This window comes from Pontibacter sp. SGAir0037, from assembly GCF_005491705.1.
Taxonomy (GTDB): Bacteria; Bacteroidota; Bacteroidia; order Cytophagales; family Hymenobacteraceae; genus Pontibacter.
Genome location: NZ_CP028092.1, coordinates 1,995,674 through 2,011,711 on the forward strand (window position 1 = coordinate 1,995,674; position 16,038 = coordinate 2,011,711).

General features: G+C 52.3%; 14 protein-coding genes and 1 pseudogene. 5 read left to right on the forward strand and 10 right to left on the reverse strand.

What is annotated here, in order from left to right:
* Window positions 1-140: 140 nt before the first annotated feature.
* Together C1N53_RS08160 and C1N53_RS22505 are read right to left on the reverse strand one after the other, a co-directional pair.
* A complete protein-coding gene (locus C1N53_RS08160) occupies window positions 141-1,739 on the reverse strand; it encodes a vitamin K epoxide reductase family protein (protein ID WP_168193991.1) in 1,599 nt (532 codons plus the stop codon).
* Window positions 1,740-1,802: 63 nt separating this feature from the next.
* Window positions 1,803-1,958 (reverse strand): hypothetical protein, encoded by a 156-nt coding sequence (locus C1N53_RS22505; protein ID WP_168193992.1) that lies wholly within the window; start codon window positions 1,956-1,958, stop codon window positions 1,803-1,805.
* A gap of 125 nt (window positions 1,959-2,083) precedes the next feature.
* Between C1N53_RS22505 and C1N53_RS08165 the strand changes: the two genes are divergently transcribed.
* Complete coding sequence (locus C1N53_RS08165; protein WP_137758832.1) at window positions 2,084-3,151, forward strand: sensor histidine kinase; 1,068 nt, start codon at window positions 2,084-2,086, stop codon at window positions 3,149-3,151.
* A complete protein-coding gene (locus C1N53_RS08170; RefSeq protein ID WP_137758833.1) occupies window positions 3,148-3,885 on the forward strand; it encodes a LytTR family DNA-binding domain-containing protein in 738 nt (245 codons plus the stop codon). The genes C1N53_RS08165 and C1N53_RS08170 overlap by 4 nt, the downstream gene beginning before the upstream one ends.
* Here C1N53_RS08170 and C1N53_RS08175 read toward each other — a convergent pair.
* The 4 genes and pseudogenes from C1N53_RS08175 to C1N53_RS08185 all read right to left on the reverse strand — a co-directional run bounded on the left by C1N53_RS08175 (window position 3,882) and on the right by C1N53_RS08185 (window position 9,465).
* Window positions 3,882-6,962 carry a lantibiotic dehydratase gene (locus C1N53_RS08175; protein WP_137758834.1) on the reverse strand — a complete coding sequence of 1,027 codons (3,081 nt, stop codon included), beginning with the start codon at window positions 6,960-6,962 and terminating at the stop codon, window positions 3,882-3,884. The two genes, C1N53_RS08170 and C1N53_RS08175, sit on opposite strands and share 4 nt — an antisense overlap.
* A 96-nt stretch (window positions 6,963-7,058) precedes the next feature.
* Window positions 7,059-7,205 carry a hypothetical protein gene (locus C1N53_RS22510; protein ID WP_168193993.1) on the reverse strand — a complete coding sequence of 49 codons (147 nt, stop codon included), beginning with the start codon at window positions 7,203-7,205 and terminating at the stop codon, window positions 7,059-7,061.
* A gap of 359 nt (window positions 7,206-7,564) precedes the next feature.
* Window positions 7,565-7,645: pseudogene (locus tag C1N53_RS08180) on the reverse strand (IS3 family transposase); the annotation flags it as partial.
* A 179-nt stretch (window positions 7,646-7,824) separates the two neighbouring features.
* Entirely contained in the window at window positions 7,825-9,465 is a 1,641-nt protein-coding gene (locus tag C1N53_RS08185) for a hypothetical protein (RefSeq protein ID WP_137758835.1), read from the reverse strand.
* A 633-nt stretch (window positions 9,466-10,098) separates the two neighbouring features.
* On the opposite strand from C1N53_RS08185, the gene C1N53_RS08190 reads away from it, so the two are divergent.
* Together C1N53_RS08190 and C1N53_RS08195 are read left to right on the forward strand one after the other, a co-directional pair.
* Window positions 10,099-10,347 carry a hypothetical protein gene (locus C1N53_RS08190; protein WP_137758836.1) on the forward strand — a complete coding sequence of 83 codons (249 nt, stop codon included), beginning with the start codon at window positions 10,099-10,101 and terminating at the stop codon, window positions 10,345-10,347.
* A gap of 57 nt (window positions 10,348-10,404) precedes the next feature.
* Window positions 10,405-11,469: an HNH endonuclease gene (locus tag C1N53_RS08195; protein WP_137758837.1), complete on the forward strand. Its 1,065-nt coding sequence runs from the start codon at window positions 10,405-10,407 to the stop codon at window positions 11,467-11,469.
* Here the strand turns inward: C1N53_RS08195 and C1N53_RS08200 are convergent.
* The 3 genes from C1N53_RS08200 to C1N53_RS08210 are packed head-to-tail and all read right to left on the reverse strand — an operon-like array spanning window position 11,367 to window position 13,509.
* The gene (locus tag C1N53_RS08200; protein WP_137758838.1) at window positions 11,367-12,842 is read right to left on the reverse strand and encodes an IS66 family transposase; all 1,476 of its coding nucleotides are present in this window, start codon (window positions 12,840-12,842) and stop codon (window positions 11,367-11,369) included. The two genes, C1N53_RS08195 and C1N53_RS08200, sit on opposite strands and share 103 nt — an antisense overlap.
* Window positions 12,843-12,888: 46 nt before the next feature.
* Entirely contained in the window at window positions 12,889-13,233 is a 345-nt protein-coding gene (gene tnpB / locus C1N53_RS08205) for an IS66 family insertion sequence element accessory protein TnpB (protein ID WP_137758839.1), read from the reverse strand.
* Window positions 13,234-13,509, reverse strand: a complete 276-nt coding sequence (locus tag C1N53_RS08210) for an IS66 family insertion sequence element accessory protein TnpB (protein WP_137758840.1) — start codon at window positions 13,507-13,509, stop codon at window positions 13,234-13,236.
* Between the two features lie 131 nt (window positions 13,510-13,640).
* Here C1N53_RS08210 and C1N53_RS08215 point away from each other — a divergent pair, with 131 nt between their 5' ends.
* Entirely contained in the window at window positions 13,641-14,642 is a 1,002-nt protein-coding gene (locus C1N53_RS08215) for a phospholipase D-like domain-containing protein (protein WP_137758841.1), read from the forward strand.
* Between the two features lie 43 nt (window positions 14,643-14,685).
* Here C1N53_RS08215 and C1N53_RS08220 read toward each other — a convergent pair whose 3' ends face one another.
* Window positions 14,686-15,726 carry a Fic family protein gene (locus C1N53_RS08220; RefSeq protein ID WP_240773432.1) on the reverse strand — a complete coding sequence of 347 codons (1,041 nt, stop codon included), beginning with the start codon at window positions 15,724-15,726 and terminating at the stop codon, window positions 14,686-14,688.
* Window positions 15,727-16,038: the final 312 nt, after the last annotated feature.

The window sequence follows — 16,038 nt, forward strand, 5'->3', positions numbered from 1 at the left end:
AACTAAATTAACTTCTGTTCTGCTACCGTTTTGGCAGGTAGCACACCGTGTCCGGCTACCCCTGGGGTACCAGGACTGCTGCAGGTCAAGGCATAAGAAAGGCTTCTTGGTTAAGGTGAATGATGTCCTCTAGACTAAGCTTATTCCACTTCGCTGATAAGGTAGCGCAGGTCCTCTATCGCATAGGTCTCCGGTACTTTGTAACCGTTGATGAAAAAGGTCGGCGTAGCCTCCACGTCCGCAATATTCAACCACTGGGCCAGCTTTTCGTCCTGGTACCGGATCGGCGCCTTATGCAGTTGATGGTCCTTTATCCAGTTTTCAGGGGATAATTTGCCTTTGCTATACCAATCGTGCAGCGCGGCTCTGAGCTTTTCCCTGTCCCCGATCCCCGAGATCCACTCCACAAACTGCCGACGCTTGTCCCCTTCCTGGGACTGATGCGCAAAAATGGTGGTGACTTTAAAATCCGTTCCCTGTTCCAACCAGGCATCTACCGTGGCATGGGCTTCCGCACAGGGGCCACAGTAGGGGTTCGAAACAAACACCAGCTCATGGATCGCCGCACTGTTCCCTAAGGTGAATACCTTTAGGTCCTCCGGAATGTGGACCTTCGGCTGCTTTCTGATCAAGGCGTGGAAAAAGCCCGGATTGGACTTGAGCTTTTTGTACTCCTGCCTGTAATGCTGGCGCTCCTTGAAGAACTTGACAAATTCTCGGAACGCAAACCAGAGCATGGCCGGCAGGACGAAGGCAATGGCCTGGTGCAAGCCGGGCAGAAGGGCCTGTGGCTGGGAACTCGTGTACAACCAGGTAGCTGCCAGCAGGTTCAACAGCACGATGCCATGCACCAGCATGCACAGCTTACACCATTGCCTGAGGACAAAGGCCTGCAGGTAAATCGCGTAAAGTGAAAACACCGGGGCCACCACCGCCAGCAGCATGTAAAAAGCAGGACCCTCAAAGAAAAGCAGTAGGGACGCCGTCCCTGCGAAAAAGAGTAACCCGCCCTCGGCCATGCTCAGCCACGGGGTAAGCTGGGAGGATCTGCTGCCCAGCACGGTATCGCACCCTTCCTGCGTATTGCTTTGGCACAACTGTTTCACCAGCACATTGTCCTTATTTAGGTGCTGCAGGACCAAAACCCAGGACACCCCTACTCCGGCCAAACTTAAGAGCAGGCACAGCAGCTGCGCTGCGGAAAAATAGGCCGTGTTCCAGCCAAGCAGGTAGCAGCTCAGCAGCAGGGTGCTCCCTGTAACAACCGGCTGGAAATAAGCAGGGTACAGGCCCTTCTCCCCCGAGGAGCGTACCTTCTTCCCGAAGACGGAGGGATCCAGTTCCAGCACCACCCCGTCCCATACCCTGGCAAAGTAGTCCAGGGTGTAGTGGCGGGTATCGCCGCTCTCAGTTATAATTTTTACTTTACCGCCGGTTAACTGTTCTACCACGGCAAACTGCCCGTTCTGAACGGTTAGGTAAACTAAAACGGGGCGGGAGAAATTTTCAACGAAGGCCTGGGCCTCCACTTTGAAGGCACTGTGCGTAATTCCCACGCCATGCAGCACGTCGCTGATACTCAGAAGACTTGGAAAAAAGGGATGCTCCGCCAGCTTTTGTTCGAGTACCTCCTGTTTGACGTTGATTTTGTGGCCCCGCAGCAGCCTGCTGATGACAAAACTCACAGGCTGGTGCACATGAAGCGGATTCAGTTGGGGAAGTGCGGTCGACAGATTCATACGATATAATAAATGCCCTAGGTTCATATACTTTCCTACTCATGCCCGGAAACCGGAGTGGCCTTACCCTTTTGCCGGCACAACGGCCAGGATTGTTTCCCCCGTCACGGTGATCGTCAGCGTCGGGTCCCAAGGCTGCTGGCCCTGGCGTATTTTTTTCTGTGCAAACTTGAAAAGCGTGGTCGTCTGCAAGTGCATTTTCTTCAGGTGTGTCTTCATCAGATTTAGAATAGTTTTAAGAAATCTATTAAACGCCGGCAGACAAGGGAAAAAAATTACACGAACATGACTTTTCTGTAGATAAAAAACCTTGCGGCTTTCAAAAATAATCCGTTGGTTTAACCATGCATTCCCGACCGACATACCGCATCCTGCTGCTGCATGCCCTGGCTTGGACGGCCTTCATCGTTTATGAGATGTCCATGGCGCTCGTCCTCAACCCGACAAGCAACCAGTGGTGGGAATATGCAAGCTATTACCTGGTGAACATTTCCCTGTTCTACCTCAATGCGCATGTGGTGCTTCATTATGTCCTGGAAAGATCTCAACGCCCCCTGCTGCTGCTGGTACTGATCCCCTTTGAACTGCTGCTCTATACCCTGGTGGAGTATGGCCTGGAACACCTGCTCAACGTCTTTCGCGCTGTTCCCAAACCGATCTTCGTGGACAGCTTCTTTGTCCTGAAGTATATCTGGCGCGGGGTTTATTTCCTGGGCTTCAGCACCGCCTACTGGTTCTTCCTGCACACCCTCGCCAACAACAGGCGGATCAACCTGCTGCAGGTACAGCGCCTGGAGGCCGAGAAAGCACGCTCCGAACTGGAAAGGAACCTAGTCCGGTCCCAGAACGCTTTCCTGCAGGCGCAGATCAGCCCGCACCTGCTCTTCAATACCCTCAACTTCATCTATAACGCGGTACAGGATGTCTCTGAGAAAGCCTCCCACGGGGTCCTGCTCCTCTCTGAGGTCATGCACTATGCGCTGACCAGGGTACACGAGGACGGCAAGACCGACCTGAGCAGCGAGGTGGAACACATCAAAAAGTACGTGGCCCTGAACCAACTGCGCTTCAGTTACCCGCTCTACCTGAACATGCACTACAACGGCCCGTTCAGACAACACCGCATCCCGCCCCTCATCCTGCTGACCTTTGTCGAGAACACCTTCAAGCATGGGGACCTGACCGATGCCAGCCTCCCGGCGGCAATCCACATCGGCAGCCACGATTGCCGCCTTGAATTCAGCTCTGTGAACAAGAAAAAAAGGCACCTGAACGGGAGAGGATACGGGATTGGGATCCAGAACGCGGAGACAAGACTCCGGGACTTTTACGGCGAACAGGGATTCACCCTGCACATCAAGGAGGACGAGCAACTTTACACCCTAACGCTTAAAATAGATATGACCCAATGAAATGTTTTGTTGTTGACGACGAGGCGCACGCCCTCCAGGTACTGGCACGCTATATTGAAAAAACCCCCGGCCTTGAACTCACAGGCGTGCAGGAAAATCCCCTGGAAGCCCTCCGGCTCATCACGGAAGGGATTGCAACACCGGACATTACCTTTATCGATGTGGATATGCCCCAGCTCTCCGGGGTGGAGCTTGCAGCCCTGCTTAACTCCTATACCACCGTCGTGTTCACCACGGCCTATTCCGACTACGCGTACCAGGCCTATGAAAAGAATGCCGTGGACTACCTGCTCAAGCCCATCACCTATGAGCGATTCCTGAAAGCCGTCGGCAAAGTGCGGGACATGTTCGCCGGCAGGCAGCCCGTTCACGCCGAGCCGGCAGGCAAGGCCGACTACTTCTTTGTCAAGAGCGAGGTAAAGGGCAAGATTGTGCGGGTGGACATTGACGAGATCGAGTTCGTGGAGGCATGGCAGAATTACATCAAAATCCACACCGGTAGCGGCACCCTGACCACCTACCTAACCATGAAAGAGGTAGAGGAACACCTCCCCATGCACCGGTTCTCCAGGATCCACAAATCCTTTATCGTGCACAACGACAAGGTCCGCGCCCTTGAAGGCAACCAGGTCATTCTGAGCAACAAGAAAGTCCTCAGCTTGGGCGCCAGCTACCGCGCCGACTTTCTCGAGGCCATCACGGCCCGCCTGCTCAAAAGCAAACGGACGCCCTAAGGCCTGGCGCGTGCCAGCTGCGACCTGTAGTGCCTCCACAGGCAATAATACAGAACCAGTTCCTGCTCCCGGGGCTGGTCCACAAACACCCGGTTCAGGTGCATGTGCACCAGGTCACTGACCAGCTGGGGAACATCTGCCGACCGAGTGCGCCTGGCCTTTTCTGCCAGGGCAATAAGGGCTGCGTGAAAGCCCCCCTGCCGCTGCTTCCTGGTACCCTTGCGGCTTTCCGTTGGGCCAGGGTTGTCTGGCATCAGCCCGGGCACCAGGCTGAGCTCCCGGTACTTCCGGCTCAGCTGCTCCTTCAAGCCCTTGTCCCCCTTGAATTCCTCAAAGAAGCTTTCAAACAGCTGGGAGAAAAGTGTGGTTTTCTCCTCCAGGCTAAACCCGAAGGCAGCCGCGGTCTCCTCTGCCCCGGCGAAAGCAGTTCTGTAGGGAGCATGGTCGGCTTCCGCTGGCGCAGCTTTGCCAATGGCAGCGGCAACCAGGGCACTGCTGGCGCAGAACACCTTTTCCACTGCCTCCATAAGGGCAGGACCATAGCGCTCCAGTTCCCGCTCATAGGTGGCGACCTGTACATCGGCGACCGTATCATCCTCCACGTAGGGGCTTAACTTCTGGCGAATCGCCTGTAACACCTTTCCCGTTTCTGTTTCGGGAACGGCCAGCCGGATCCGCAGGTGGTATCCCGGGTCCCGGTAACGCACAAAGAACCACTCCCATACTGCTCCGCTTCGCACCAGCCGGTTGATGAGCGGCAAGAACGCCCTCGTCAACAGCTCATTGGACCTAACGGGATGGCAGTACACTTTCAGGTACAGCCACTCCTGACCTGGCAGCGTCTTCCGCTTCACCGCTCTCCCTACCTGTTGGCTCATGTCGGGTAGGGGCAGCGCCTTGTATACCTCCTGCTCCTGGTACAGGCTCGCCACAAACTGGTGTATATACGGATTTCCCGTCTCGTCTGTGACCGTTGGGGTTTCCTGCCCCGCGAAAGGATATTCCCGGACCAAGAGGAACTTCTTGTGCCTGATCGCCCGTGCGAACAGGCCCAGGTCCGCCTCCTGCTCCAGGTCGATGACCAGTTGGTGGTCGTGCTCTGTCAGGGCAATATGCCGGGGCCAGCCCTGCCGCGCGATGGCCGTACGCAGCCGCTCCGGGTCCTGTACAGCCGCCTGCAGCGCCCCCAGTTCTTCCGTGCCCAAATGCCAGGAGGCCAGCTGCAGGATGGCCGACTTGTAAACCACCCGTGGATACTGCCGCATTCCGGGAAAGAACTGCTGCAGGTCCAGAGTGAAGTCCGCCTCGATGCCCTGGTACTGCAGGTCGCACAGAAAACGGTAAACAGCTAGGTCCTCCCGTGAGAAGTTGTAGGCAGAGCTTAGGCGCGGCACGACCACCTGCTGCAGGTTTTTGGAAAAGAGGACGACCTGGTCCGCCTGTATACTGACCCACAGGTCCGCCAAGGGCAGCTGCTGTTGCCGGTCGAGCGTGGAATGGACCAGCACCGGAATTTCATACGCACGGAGAGCCTTCCGGTGCTCGATGTTCGCCACATGGATGTCCCCGAGGTGGGCGATCTCGGCAAAGACCACGCCGGGGTTCGCTGCTTCCTCCTTTTGCACCAGTTCCCGGGCCATGGCCTCCACCTCCTCGTGAAGCGGGGTAAACCGGCCCAGCAAGGCTGTAGCGCTCACGCCCCCTGCCTGTTCCAGCACGACCTGGTTGTCCAGCACCCGGAAAAGCACCGAAATGCTGGGCGGCCTGAGGTCTGTCGCCTTCCGCTTCGGTAGCTGCTGCAGTTCCTCCTCGGTCAGCACCAGGGGCGCTGCCGCGTTGCCGGTAGTCCGCCACTTTTCCATCAGCATGGCATGGGCCGGAGACCAGTCAAAAGGCGTGGCCGCCGCCTCCCCTCCCAGGCACCTCAGGCTGATACCTTCCAGCAGCTTTGAGACGGCATGGCCATCGGTCAGGTCCTGGTAGCCTATTCCTGCCTCCGGGTCAAGCGCCAGGAGGAGTGGGACGGTCCTGTTTTCGAACTTTCGCTTGAACGCCAGGCTAAAGTCCTGCAGTCCCTGCGGCCGGCGCGAAGGCAGCAATGCCCATAGGCCTTGCAGGCCGTCGAGGATGTTTTGCTGGTGCACGGCATCCACTCCCCCCGTAACCGATCCCAGGTCCAGGTTAACATACAGCCCTGGCTTGCCGGTGTCGGCCCCCACCAGTTTGTCACCAAGCCGGAGCAGGGACACGCTCCCTTCGCAGATCCCTTCCCGGGACAAGGCCTCCAGCTCTGCCAGCAGAGACGCTAGGCGCTCTGTTCCGGCACTGTCCCGGCCTTCCAGGTGGCACACGTCCAGCAAGCGGGGCAGGTACTCCGGCCCGGTGCTATTTGGTGCGAGCGTGGACAGGAGCAGCTGCTGCGCCACCAACTGGTCGAAAAACTCCTCGCACACCGCGGTCGGAGCCTGAGCCTGCGTCCTTTCCCGGATCAGGCCCACTACCTCCTCCCTGAGCCTGTCCTCTTTACAGAAATGCAGGATGTCGCGCAGGAAAGCCTGGTAGGGCACCGTATCGATTGAAAAACGGAGGGCCACCTCCCCCACACCCGGTTGCTGGCACGTAAGGAACCGATATGTGCTTCCAGCCTTGTACAACGACCCGTTTGTCCGGTACGTGTGGCAGTCAGCCAGTTCAGCGTCCAGAATCTTTGCAGCATTCTTTAAGGTCTCGCTGAAGCTCAGGCTGGCTTTTATCTTGTACTTGTCCTTGTGCATGATAAGCGGCCGACCGGGGGATGCAGCCCAGTGTGCAAGAGCAAAACCGGAGAACAGCCCGAAAGGCGTAGGCCGGAAACACATCCTGTTGCGGTACTTGGATAGCGCATGCAGGGCGCCCGGGGATAGCAAGGGCACCTGAAAGCTTCTTTTTTTCAGCTCCTGGTAAAGGAAAGGACTGGCCAGGAAAATGGCCGCCCTGAAATGCGGTTCCGTCAGCAGCTCCTGGAGTTCAGTTTCAAGGTAGGTGGAGACGGGGTAAGCGGGTGTGCGCAATAGTAACTGCGAGTAGAATCGATACATGGTGACGGATGCTTAGTTGTTTCATAGGGCCTGTGGACTGAGTATAAAGAAATTTACCGTAACGTGGTTTTTAATTGCTGCACTCCGTGTACAGGTTCAGCAGCACTTGTCACCTGCCTCCTGCCATAAACTCACCAGGTTGAACATCTCCCGCATCCGGGAGCGGACCCGCCTGCCATACATTTTTTCCAGTTCACTGCTGCCCAGGTTGGTGGTGGCGTGCCTGAGGAGCTTTTCCTGCACAAATTAATTTTAGCGGCTGAGAAAGATATCTCCCATGACATTGCAGGTGTTGCCATAGTACTGCAGGCTGCGCTCCGTACTAGGTTGTGGTAAGTACCGCCTTTTGCAATTATAAGGTTGCCATAGTACTGCAGGCTGCGCTCCGTACCCAGATCATCAAATAAAAGAGCCGACACTGCTCCGGCACCTCTTTGGTGCGGGGCTGGCTGTAGCGCCGGATCACTTAGTAGCCCTCCCGCCCGAGAGCACCCGCTCCGTGAAATTACGATGCTTTACTGGAGACTTTATTCAGGCAGCGCAGCGACAGCTTGGACGTATAAGAGGTTTTCATATCAGCAAGGAGTTAGGTAGCCAAGCGCTTAACGCCTCCTTTTCCGGTTATAGAAACCCTCAATGTACTCAAACACGGCCTGCCGAGCCTCCTGCCTGGTGGCAAATTGGTGGTGGTAAGGCTATCTCTGTCTTCATCGTCTTCTTAAATCTGCCTAACAAAGGTCTCCAATCAAAGGTAGCAATTCCACTACGGATCTGCTCCAGTGCTTATGAAAGAAAGCCAAGTCACTGGTCAATAACCTGTAACCAAGCTTTCAATAGAGTGGACTAAAATAATCCTGTAGTGCTATACCCTGTCCTCTGGATAAGCATAGGCAAGGTTGTAAAGTTTAACATTGGGAATGTAGCTCCTCGTGATAGTGACTGGTTCTTGGTTATACCCTGCCTTGGGATACAATGTCACAGTCACTTTTACGACATATTTATTATTCACGTAGGGGTAACGGATGTAGGGTACACCTAAAATCTGTCCGCTTGGCATGCTTGGCCAAGTGGATGGGTAATCTGGCTCGCCACCATAAATCTCCTCCCCAAATATTTTCCAAAACTCGTTTGCATCATCCTTGTAAATCAAGTTACCACTTGGTGGAGGTGTACCATAGCCCTGCTCAGGGCCGTTCCAGTTTAATTCACCTTGAAATTTGGCATAGTAAACCAAGTCCACCTTAGTCTCATAGCGGTCTATTTCTGAAAGAATGTCCGGATTAATAACAATATTAATGGAAGACTGATCAACATATACATCCCTATTGTAAACATACTGGTAACTATTTTGCCCCACCAAAACAGCCTGAGCTGCCTCTTTTACAACTGGTGTGGTAGCAAGATTCCAAACCCCCAATCTTTTATTGTAATGTGGCAAGTTGTAGGTACTCGACATCTGCGTCATGGGAACATACAAATTTGCGATTGGCACCACATTAGATCCGCCCGTTCCCGTTATCTGGCCTGACAGGGATATTGTGCCATTCGTTTTAAACTCTAGGCTCTGCTTCGTATTAGTTGTGTTGCTTTGCTTTCCTATAAAAGAACCAAACACCAGGTTTATCCCTTCTTTCACTAGCGTGGATACACCTCCTGAAGCAATATCAGGCAAAACGCTTGCCGCCAGTTTAATAATCTTGCTGGCATTGTCTTTTGTACCAACATTTTCTTTTATCCACGAGCCGGCTGACTTTCCTGCTGCTTTGGCAGCATTATTAGTGAAATTTTGTGCCTGATTTGTGGTGTTGGTAGTTATGATAGCCCCCTCAGAGTTTGAGTTAAACCCGCCACTGACGGTAAAGTCAGAAATATTCTTGTTATAAGTTGCCACACCCATTCTAATACTCTTGTTCAGGTTGCTGTCGTAAGTAATCTCCGTATCAAAAGCGTTCCATCCAAAGGCAAAAGCTTTGGTTAAAGGTTCCATAGAAATATTGGTAGAGATTGCTATAGGGTTGTTAACTAAATAGTCCATCGGTTTAGCAAAGTACCCTACGTTATTTAGCAGCGCATGGGTGCCTGGCATGTTAAGAGCCCACATGCCATCATTGGAGTTACCGGAAGGGTTATGGCTAACATAGTAGTAGCTTCTAACCACCCCCGTAAACTTATTGTAAAAAATCAGGTAGTTCTTACCAGGGTCGCCATCCTCCGAACAGAAGTTATACATCAATTCCCAGCCGTCGGCCTTTGTATACTCTTGCAAGATGAAATCAGGCAATTGAGTGGGGGCACCGCTGTACCAGGGCAAAGTGTACAGGGTTCCGTCGTCTCCGAATCTAAGTTGGGGAGCATTCTCCCAGTCAAAGTAAATCGATTCTTTCTTAGTCAACTCATGTTTTAATAAATCAACACCTTGCTCAGTGGGTATCATCTCTTCCTGCTCACAGGAAAACATTAAGAACATGAGCAAAGCCACTCCATATTTTCTCTTTGTCATCATAGGTATAATAAATAAAGTTTGTGAATCATAAGAATTTATCTTAAAAGCATTCATGACTTTTCTTCCCCCTCAACTGATTTTTTTTATTTCTATTGATAGCGTCACATTACAAGCAACTGCACAACAATCCAGGGCCAGTGTTCCTGAAATGTTTTACCTTAAGAAGCTCAGTCTATTTCAATCAATAATCCTCTTCACGCTGTTGTTTGATTAGTATTAGCCGAATAATATAATTGTGTAAACCAGAAAACTCTAACAGCCGCTGCTTTTAAAATTTGTTAGAACAATATTGAAAATAAGCAGATAAATTAACAGGAAGGTTTATATACCAAAGTAACATAGGAAATCCCCTTGTTTTTCAGCAACACTCTACTTATTAAATTGAAACTTAATATTTTAAACAAAATATATAGTTATTTAAAGTAACATTGTATTAGTAAAAATCTTTACCACCATAAAAATTTGATTAAGCCATGCAATAACTACAATTGCAAAAAACAGAAACAGCCAATCTGTTGGTAAGTCCGGCTTCAACCGTCGTCTACAAGCACTCAAAGAACAGCTGCCGGCCCTGTTTGCTGCGCTGGGACAAAGTTTGAAGAAGCCCATCAGGACGACTCCTTCCCCGTGGCCGTGTACGACAACATCGGCATCCAGCGTGCTCACCTTCTTGATGGGGAGGACTACCAGAGTAAATGCGTCAACAAGGAGCACTACTTCAAGATCATGCTCCTGCCTTACGACCTGTATAAGACAATAAGCAACAGGCGAAGCGCTATTCCGGTAACTCAAAGCCACATTTTAGTATGGAAGGAGCCCAATGATGTTGTTCAGGGAAACACTCTGAACCTACTCCGGCCACCACTACAGCCATACCTGTAACGCTGCTACACATAATCAAAAAATTGCGTAGCTTTAGCCCAAAACCCCGACCAACCCATGACGGCTCCTGCTGCTGCCCTGCCTACGTACCTGAAGAAACTGACACACCTGCGCCAGGGCGTCACCAAATACGGGAAAGCACCGCACAAGCCTATCCTGCTGCTCACTTTTATAGAGCTCTTCGAGAAAGGGGAAATCACAGCTAACAAAGTATATATTTCACCGGAACTGGTAGCGCTGTTTAAAGAGATCTTTGCCCTACTGGTGAAAACGGCCCATAAGGCAGACTTCTTCTTCCCCTTCTATCACTTATCCGGCGAAGGATTCTGGACCATCAGAACCCGGCTGGGTGTACCGCTGCAGGTTTATATCGGCAACTTTAACAAGCTTCATGAAGCGGTGGACTACGGATGCTTTTCCGAGGAGCTGTATGCTTTGCTTCACCGCAAAGAACACCGGGACGTGCTGAAAACAGCACTTCTGGACAGGTATTTTCCCGATACAAAAAACAGTTATCTTGCCATCAAGCAAGGCAGCTACATCCAAAACCTGCAGCGCTACCTGCTCAACGAAAGCACGGCCAGCTATGCGCTGCCGGAAAGCGCAGCAAACGAGGAAGAGCTGTTTATCCGGGGTGGCCTGTTCAAAAAGCTGGTACCACAGGTATACAACCATACCTGCTGCATGTCGGGCATGCGCCTGGTTTCCAGTCACGGCTACTCCATGATCGACGCCTGCCATATCGTGCCCTTCAGCCTGAGCAAAGACGACAAGGTTAATAACGGGCTGGCCCTCTGCCCCAACCTGCACCGGGCCTTCGACCGGGGACTTGTTTCCGTGAGTGAAAAGCTGCGCATACTCGTTTCGGATGCCATTGCCGAAGACCTGACCAATGCTTACGCCCTGCTGCATCTCAGAGGCAAAACGCTCACGCTGCCATTCGGGGAGAAGCATTTCCCGAGCGCTGCGAACTTGGCTTGGCATAGGGAACAGGTGTTTAAGGGTATCGGCCCTATGAACTACATATTTGCTTTGTTTTTGAAGTTCTGCGGGAAGAGGTCTTTGATGTTTTTGTGGTTGATGGACATGATGTTTTGCAGGGTGTGTTTTAGCCACTGGTAGGGGTTTACCTCATGCTTTTTGCAGATGGCCAGGAAGGAGTAGATCATACCGGCCCGCTTTGCAGCATCATGTGAGCCGGCGAACAGGTAGTTCTTGCGTCCCAGGGCCAGCGGCCGGATGGCGTTCTCCACCCCGTTGTTGTCGATGTGCAGGCTGCCGTCGTAGAGGTAGGCCGAGAGGGCGTCCCAGCGGGCGTAGGCGTAGGCCATGGCTTTGCCGATCTGGCTCTTGGGCAGCGTGCTCTTGATCTCCTCGAAGATCCATTTGCCCAGCTCGTTGAGCACCGGCAGCGACTCAGAGAGCCGTAGTTCTTTAATGGCTGCTGCCTCCAGCCCCTCTTCTTTTGCCTTCCTTTCCACTGCATACAAGAGCTGGATGAGGGTGAGCGCTTTGCCAGCCCTTGCCTTGTCATTTTCCAGGGCCCGCTCGAACTCTCTTCGGGCATGGGCCCAGCAGGCCAGGTGGGTGACCTCCTTTTTCCTGCCGTACTTTTCGTACACTGCGTAGCCGTCGGTCTGCAGGTAGCCCCGGAAACCATCAAGCATAAGCTTTACCCCCACCGCAGCGCGCGTGGGTTGGTAGTCGAAGAGCACCGTCCTGTCCAGGGGGGCATGGTAGACCCAGTACCAGCCGGTATGGGCGGCACCTTTCTTATCCGAGTCCAGCACTTTGATCGGCGACTCATCCACCTGCAGGTAGCCTTTTGCCTTGGTGTCGAATACCAGCTGCTCGTAGAGCGGCTCGAGCTTCAAGAGCGCCTCCTTGGTCCAACCCTCAATGGTGGAGGAGGCTATCTGGATGCCCTCCCGGGCGAAGCGCTGCTTCTGGCGGTAGAGCGGCAGGTGGTCCATGTACTTATCCACCAGGATGGAGGCCAGCAGTCCGGCCCCGGCGATGCCTTTGTCGATCACCCGTTCCGGCAGCTGGCCGATCACCACGCTTTCTTTGTCTTTGGCGGCATACTTATAGCGGATGTAGCGGCGGATGAAGAAGCGGGCCGGCTCGCACTCGAGCTCCTCGGTGACTTCCTGGCCGATGCACACCATCTGGGAGAGGTCTCCTTCCGGGTGTATCTCTACTTCCTCCACGGGCAGGTGCTCAGGGAGCTTGGCGCGACCGTGGTGGCGGGGGCGACGGCGCACGTAGTCGATCTTCTGCTTTACCTCCTGGTGCTGCTCTTCTACCTCTTTGGCCGCAGCTTCAAAGGGAAGCTGGAACTGGGAGGCGTCGCCCTCGAAGCGCTCGCGCCTCTGGCCGAACTGCATGCGGCGGTACATGGCCACCTGGGCCTCCAGGTAGGCGATCTTCTCGTCACGGCTGGAAATAAGCTCCAGCAGCTCCTGTTTGGAGAGGTTTTCCAGTACCGTTTGCATGCTCTAAAAATAAGCAAAAACAGCCATGGCACCAAGGATAATGCGTCTATGGTGGCAAAGAAAATCTTCTCCTGCGGTTGCTCTTCACCACTTCGATTCCTTCCACCATCAGCACCAGTTCGCTCCAGCTCATGGCGCTGCCCCCTGTCGCTTTGGGCAGCGGAAAGGTGCCCTGCTCGAGCCTTTTGTAGTAGAGCACAAAGCCCCCGTGTTCCCAGTGGAGCAGCTTGAGATGGGTACGTTTGCGGTTGAGAAACACGAACACTTCACCGCTTGTGGGACTGCGGCCCAGTTCCGATCCTACCAGACCGCACAAGCCGTCGAAGGATTTGCGCATGTCGCAGTGGCCTCGGTAGAGCAGGTAGCGGAGGGAGGAGGTGAGGCTGAGCATTTAGTAAAGGTGCAGCAGGCGGCTCACAAGGGCCAGGTCCCGGGAATCGACCCGTACCTGCACGCCATTGGGATAAATTACCTCCAGGTAGCTAGCTGCTCGCTCAGCGCTTAGCTGCATAAAACCGGAAGCCGGCTGCTTTTCCTTCCGTACTTTGTGGATCCAGTAGATAAACTGAGAAACTTTTAGGCCCTGCTCCTGACAGAAGGCCCGCTGGCTCTGCCCGCTTTGCTCATAAACCTCCACTAAGTGGAGCATCTTTTCCTGGTGGGTCATCTCTCTCTTTTTACCAGCAAAACTAAGCCCTGCAACTCAACTACAAAATATGCACTTGGTCGGCCGGATACGTTTAAGGGGTAAGCCAGTTCAAAAATTCTTCTTATTTTAGCCTGCCCTAACGCTACTCTATGCTGAAAGAAGGAATCTACGAACAGTTAATCTCGGCCTCACTCAAAGAAAAAATCAGTGCTATACCTGCTGAGAAGTTCTTCATCGCGCAGGCGCTAATCGATAAGGAGGAAGCGGCTAGGGTTCTTTCTAACTACCTGATCAACCTGCTGCAGCTGGCTCTAAAAGAGCTGAAAAAGGAAGACATTCGGCAACAGGTGAAGTTCTGCAATGAGGTCATTCAGTTTGTGGATGAAAAGCTCAACCTGGAGGCAAGCGATAGCCTGATTTACCACGAAGAACAAATTCTAACCGCTATTCTCTCGAAGATCGGTAAAACAGACAGGCAACTGCACGACGAGCTGCACCGGAAAATTCCGCAGACGGGCCTCTCCGTCAGCAACCTGTTTACAGGGAGTAACTCGGATATCTCGATTGACACAGAGATTGAGCGCGACATCTTATCGGCGGACAGAATCTACTGGATCATTTCTTTTATCCGGTGGTCTGGCCTGCGGATTTTTGAGCGGGCTTTGCGAGAGTTTACCTCCCGCGAAGGTGCCGAGCTCCGGATTATCACAACCTCCTACATGGGGGCAACAGAGGCCCGAGCGCTGGATTTCCTGTCGAAGCTACCCAATACGCAGATCAGGATCTCTTACCAGACCAAGATCGAGCGCCTGCACGCCAAGGCTTATATCTTTGAGCGGAACACCCGTTTCAACACCGCTTTCATCGGCTCTTCCAACCTCTCCAAATCGGCTTTAAAAAAAGGACTAGAGTGGAATTTACGCGTGACCAGCCAGGAGAACCCGCACATCCTGGAGAAGGCGAAAGCCACGTTCGACCATTACTGGAACAGCATCGATTTTGAGGACCTCACGATTGGCGGTATCGCTAAATTCGAAGAAGCCATACAGCAGGAGAAGCAGCGCGCCGGAAGGAGATCCTGGAGCAGGCCATTGCTTCTTTCAGGGCAGTGCTCGGAGCCGGGTTCAACGATTTTGGGCAGCTCTGGGTAGGCAACCACAGCCTGCTGGATTAACGGACTTGGCTATGGTGCGTTTATGCACTATAGCTGGTGTTGTGCATTCGTGCTTTTTCCTTGCTTTCCAGTACTTCCATTAACCGCTGGTTTAAGTAGAGTTTTTCTTTTCCTACCTTAGTTGCCCTTAAAAAACCTTCTTGCTCAAGCGCTATCAGGTAATTCCCCACAGTCTTTGGTGTTCCCATGTTTGCCTCTATCAGAAACTGACGTTTAGTATAAGGTAGTCTGAACAAAATTTCTATCAGCTCTTTTGAGTATACTTTGGGCAATTTCTCCTTAATTTCTTCCGAGGTGGCTTCCATAACGGCCATAATCTCCTCTAGTTTTTTAAGCCCGCTGGTAGCTGTTTTTTCAATCATGTCCAGCATGTAGAGAATCCAGCCCTCCCAGTCTCCTGCTTCCGTAACGGCTCTTAGCTTCTGATAATAATCCGCCTTGTGATGTATGATATACTCACTTAAGAAGAGCGCGGGCACATCCAGCAGCTTTTCCATTTTCAGGTAGAGCAGAAGCAAGATCCTACCTGTACGTCCGTTGCCATCAATGAACGGGTGTATTGCCTCGAACTGGTAGTGCATTACAGCCATTTTGATGAGCGGATCCAAGGTGCTTTCCTCGTTAATGAAGCGCTCCAGGTTTGCCATTTTCTCGCGTATTACCGTTTCCCCTGACGGCGGCGTGTAGATTACTTCGCCTTGTGCGTTGGATAAGGTTGTGCCTGGCGTGGTTCTGATACCTGATGTGTTCTGCTTTATGCATTGCATAATCTCCACGCAAAGATTTGTTGTGATGAAGGGTCTCTCTTTGAGTTTTTCCAAGCCGTACCACAACGCCTCCTTATAGCTTATAACCTCTTTTGCTGCTGTAGATTCATACCTCTTTTCAGCTACGACTGATTTATAGAGGTCATCATTGGTGGTGATGATATTCTCTATTTCAGAGCTTGCCTTGGCTTCCTGCAGATGAATTGTGTCTAGAAAGAGGCTGGGGTTAGGCAGATTAATGATGGCTCCATTCAACTGAGCTAATGCCCTACTTGCTTTGACGGTCTTTCGCATGACTTCCTTAGTTTCCAGATCTGTCTTCGGAGGAAGTAAGGGTAAACCATTGTAAGGTATTTCTCTGTGAAATTGGGTCATGACGAGGGTAATAATTACGCTTATCCTAAATACAAAGGTAAAAATAGAAATTTATTACACTTGTTGTCTGTTTAGAGGTAACTATTACTCTTGTAAGTACTTTTCATACATTGCATAAAGCACAACTAATGCATAAACGGAATCTTATTCCGTTTATCAGCTGATTTCGACAGATAGCAGGAATATTCTCAAGACAGCCCTTTTAGACCACTGACTTCCCCGAGACAACAG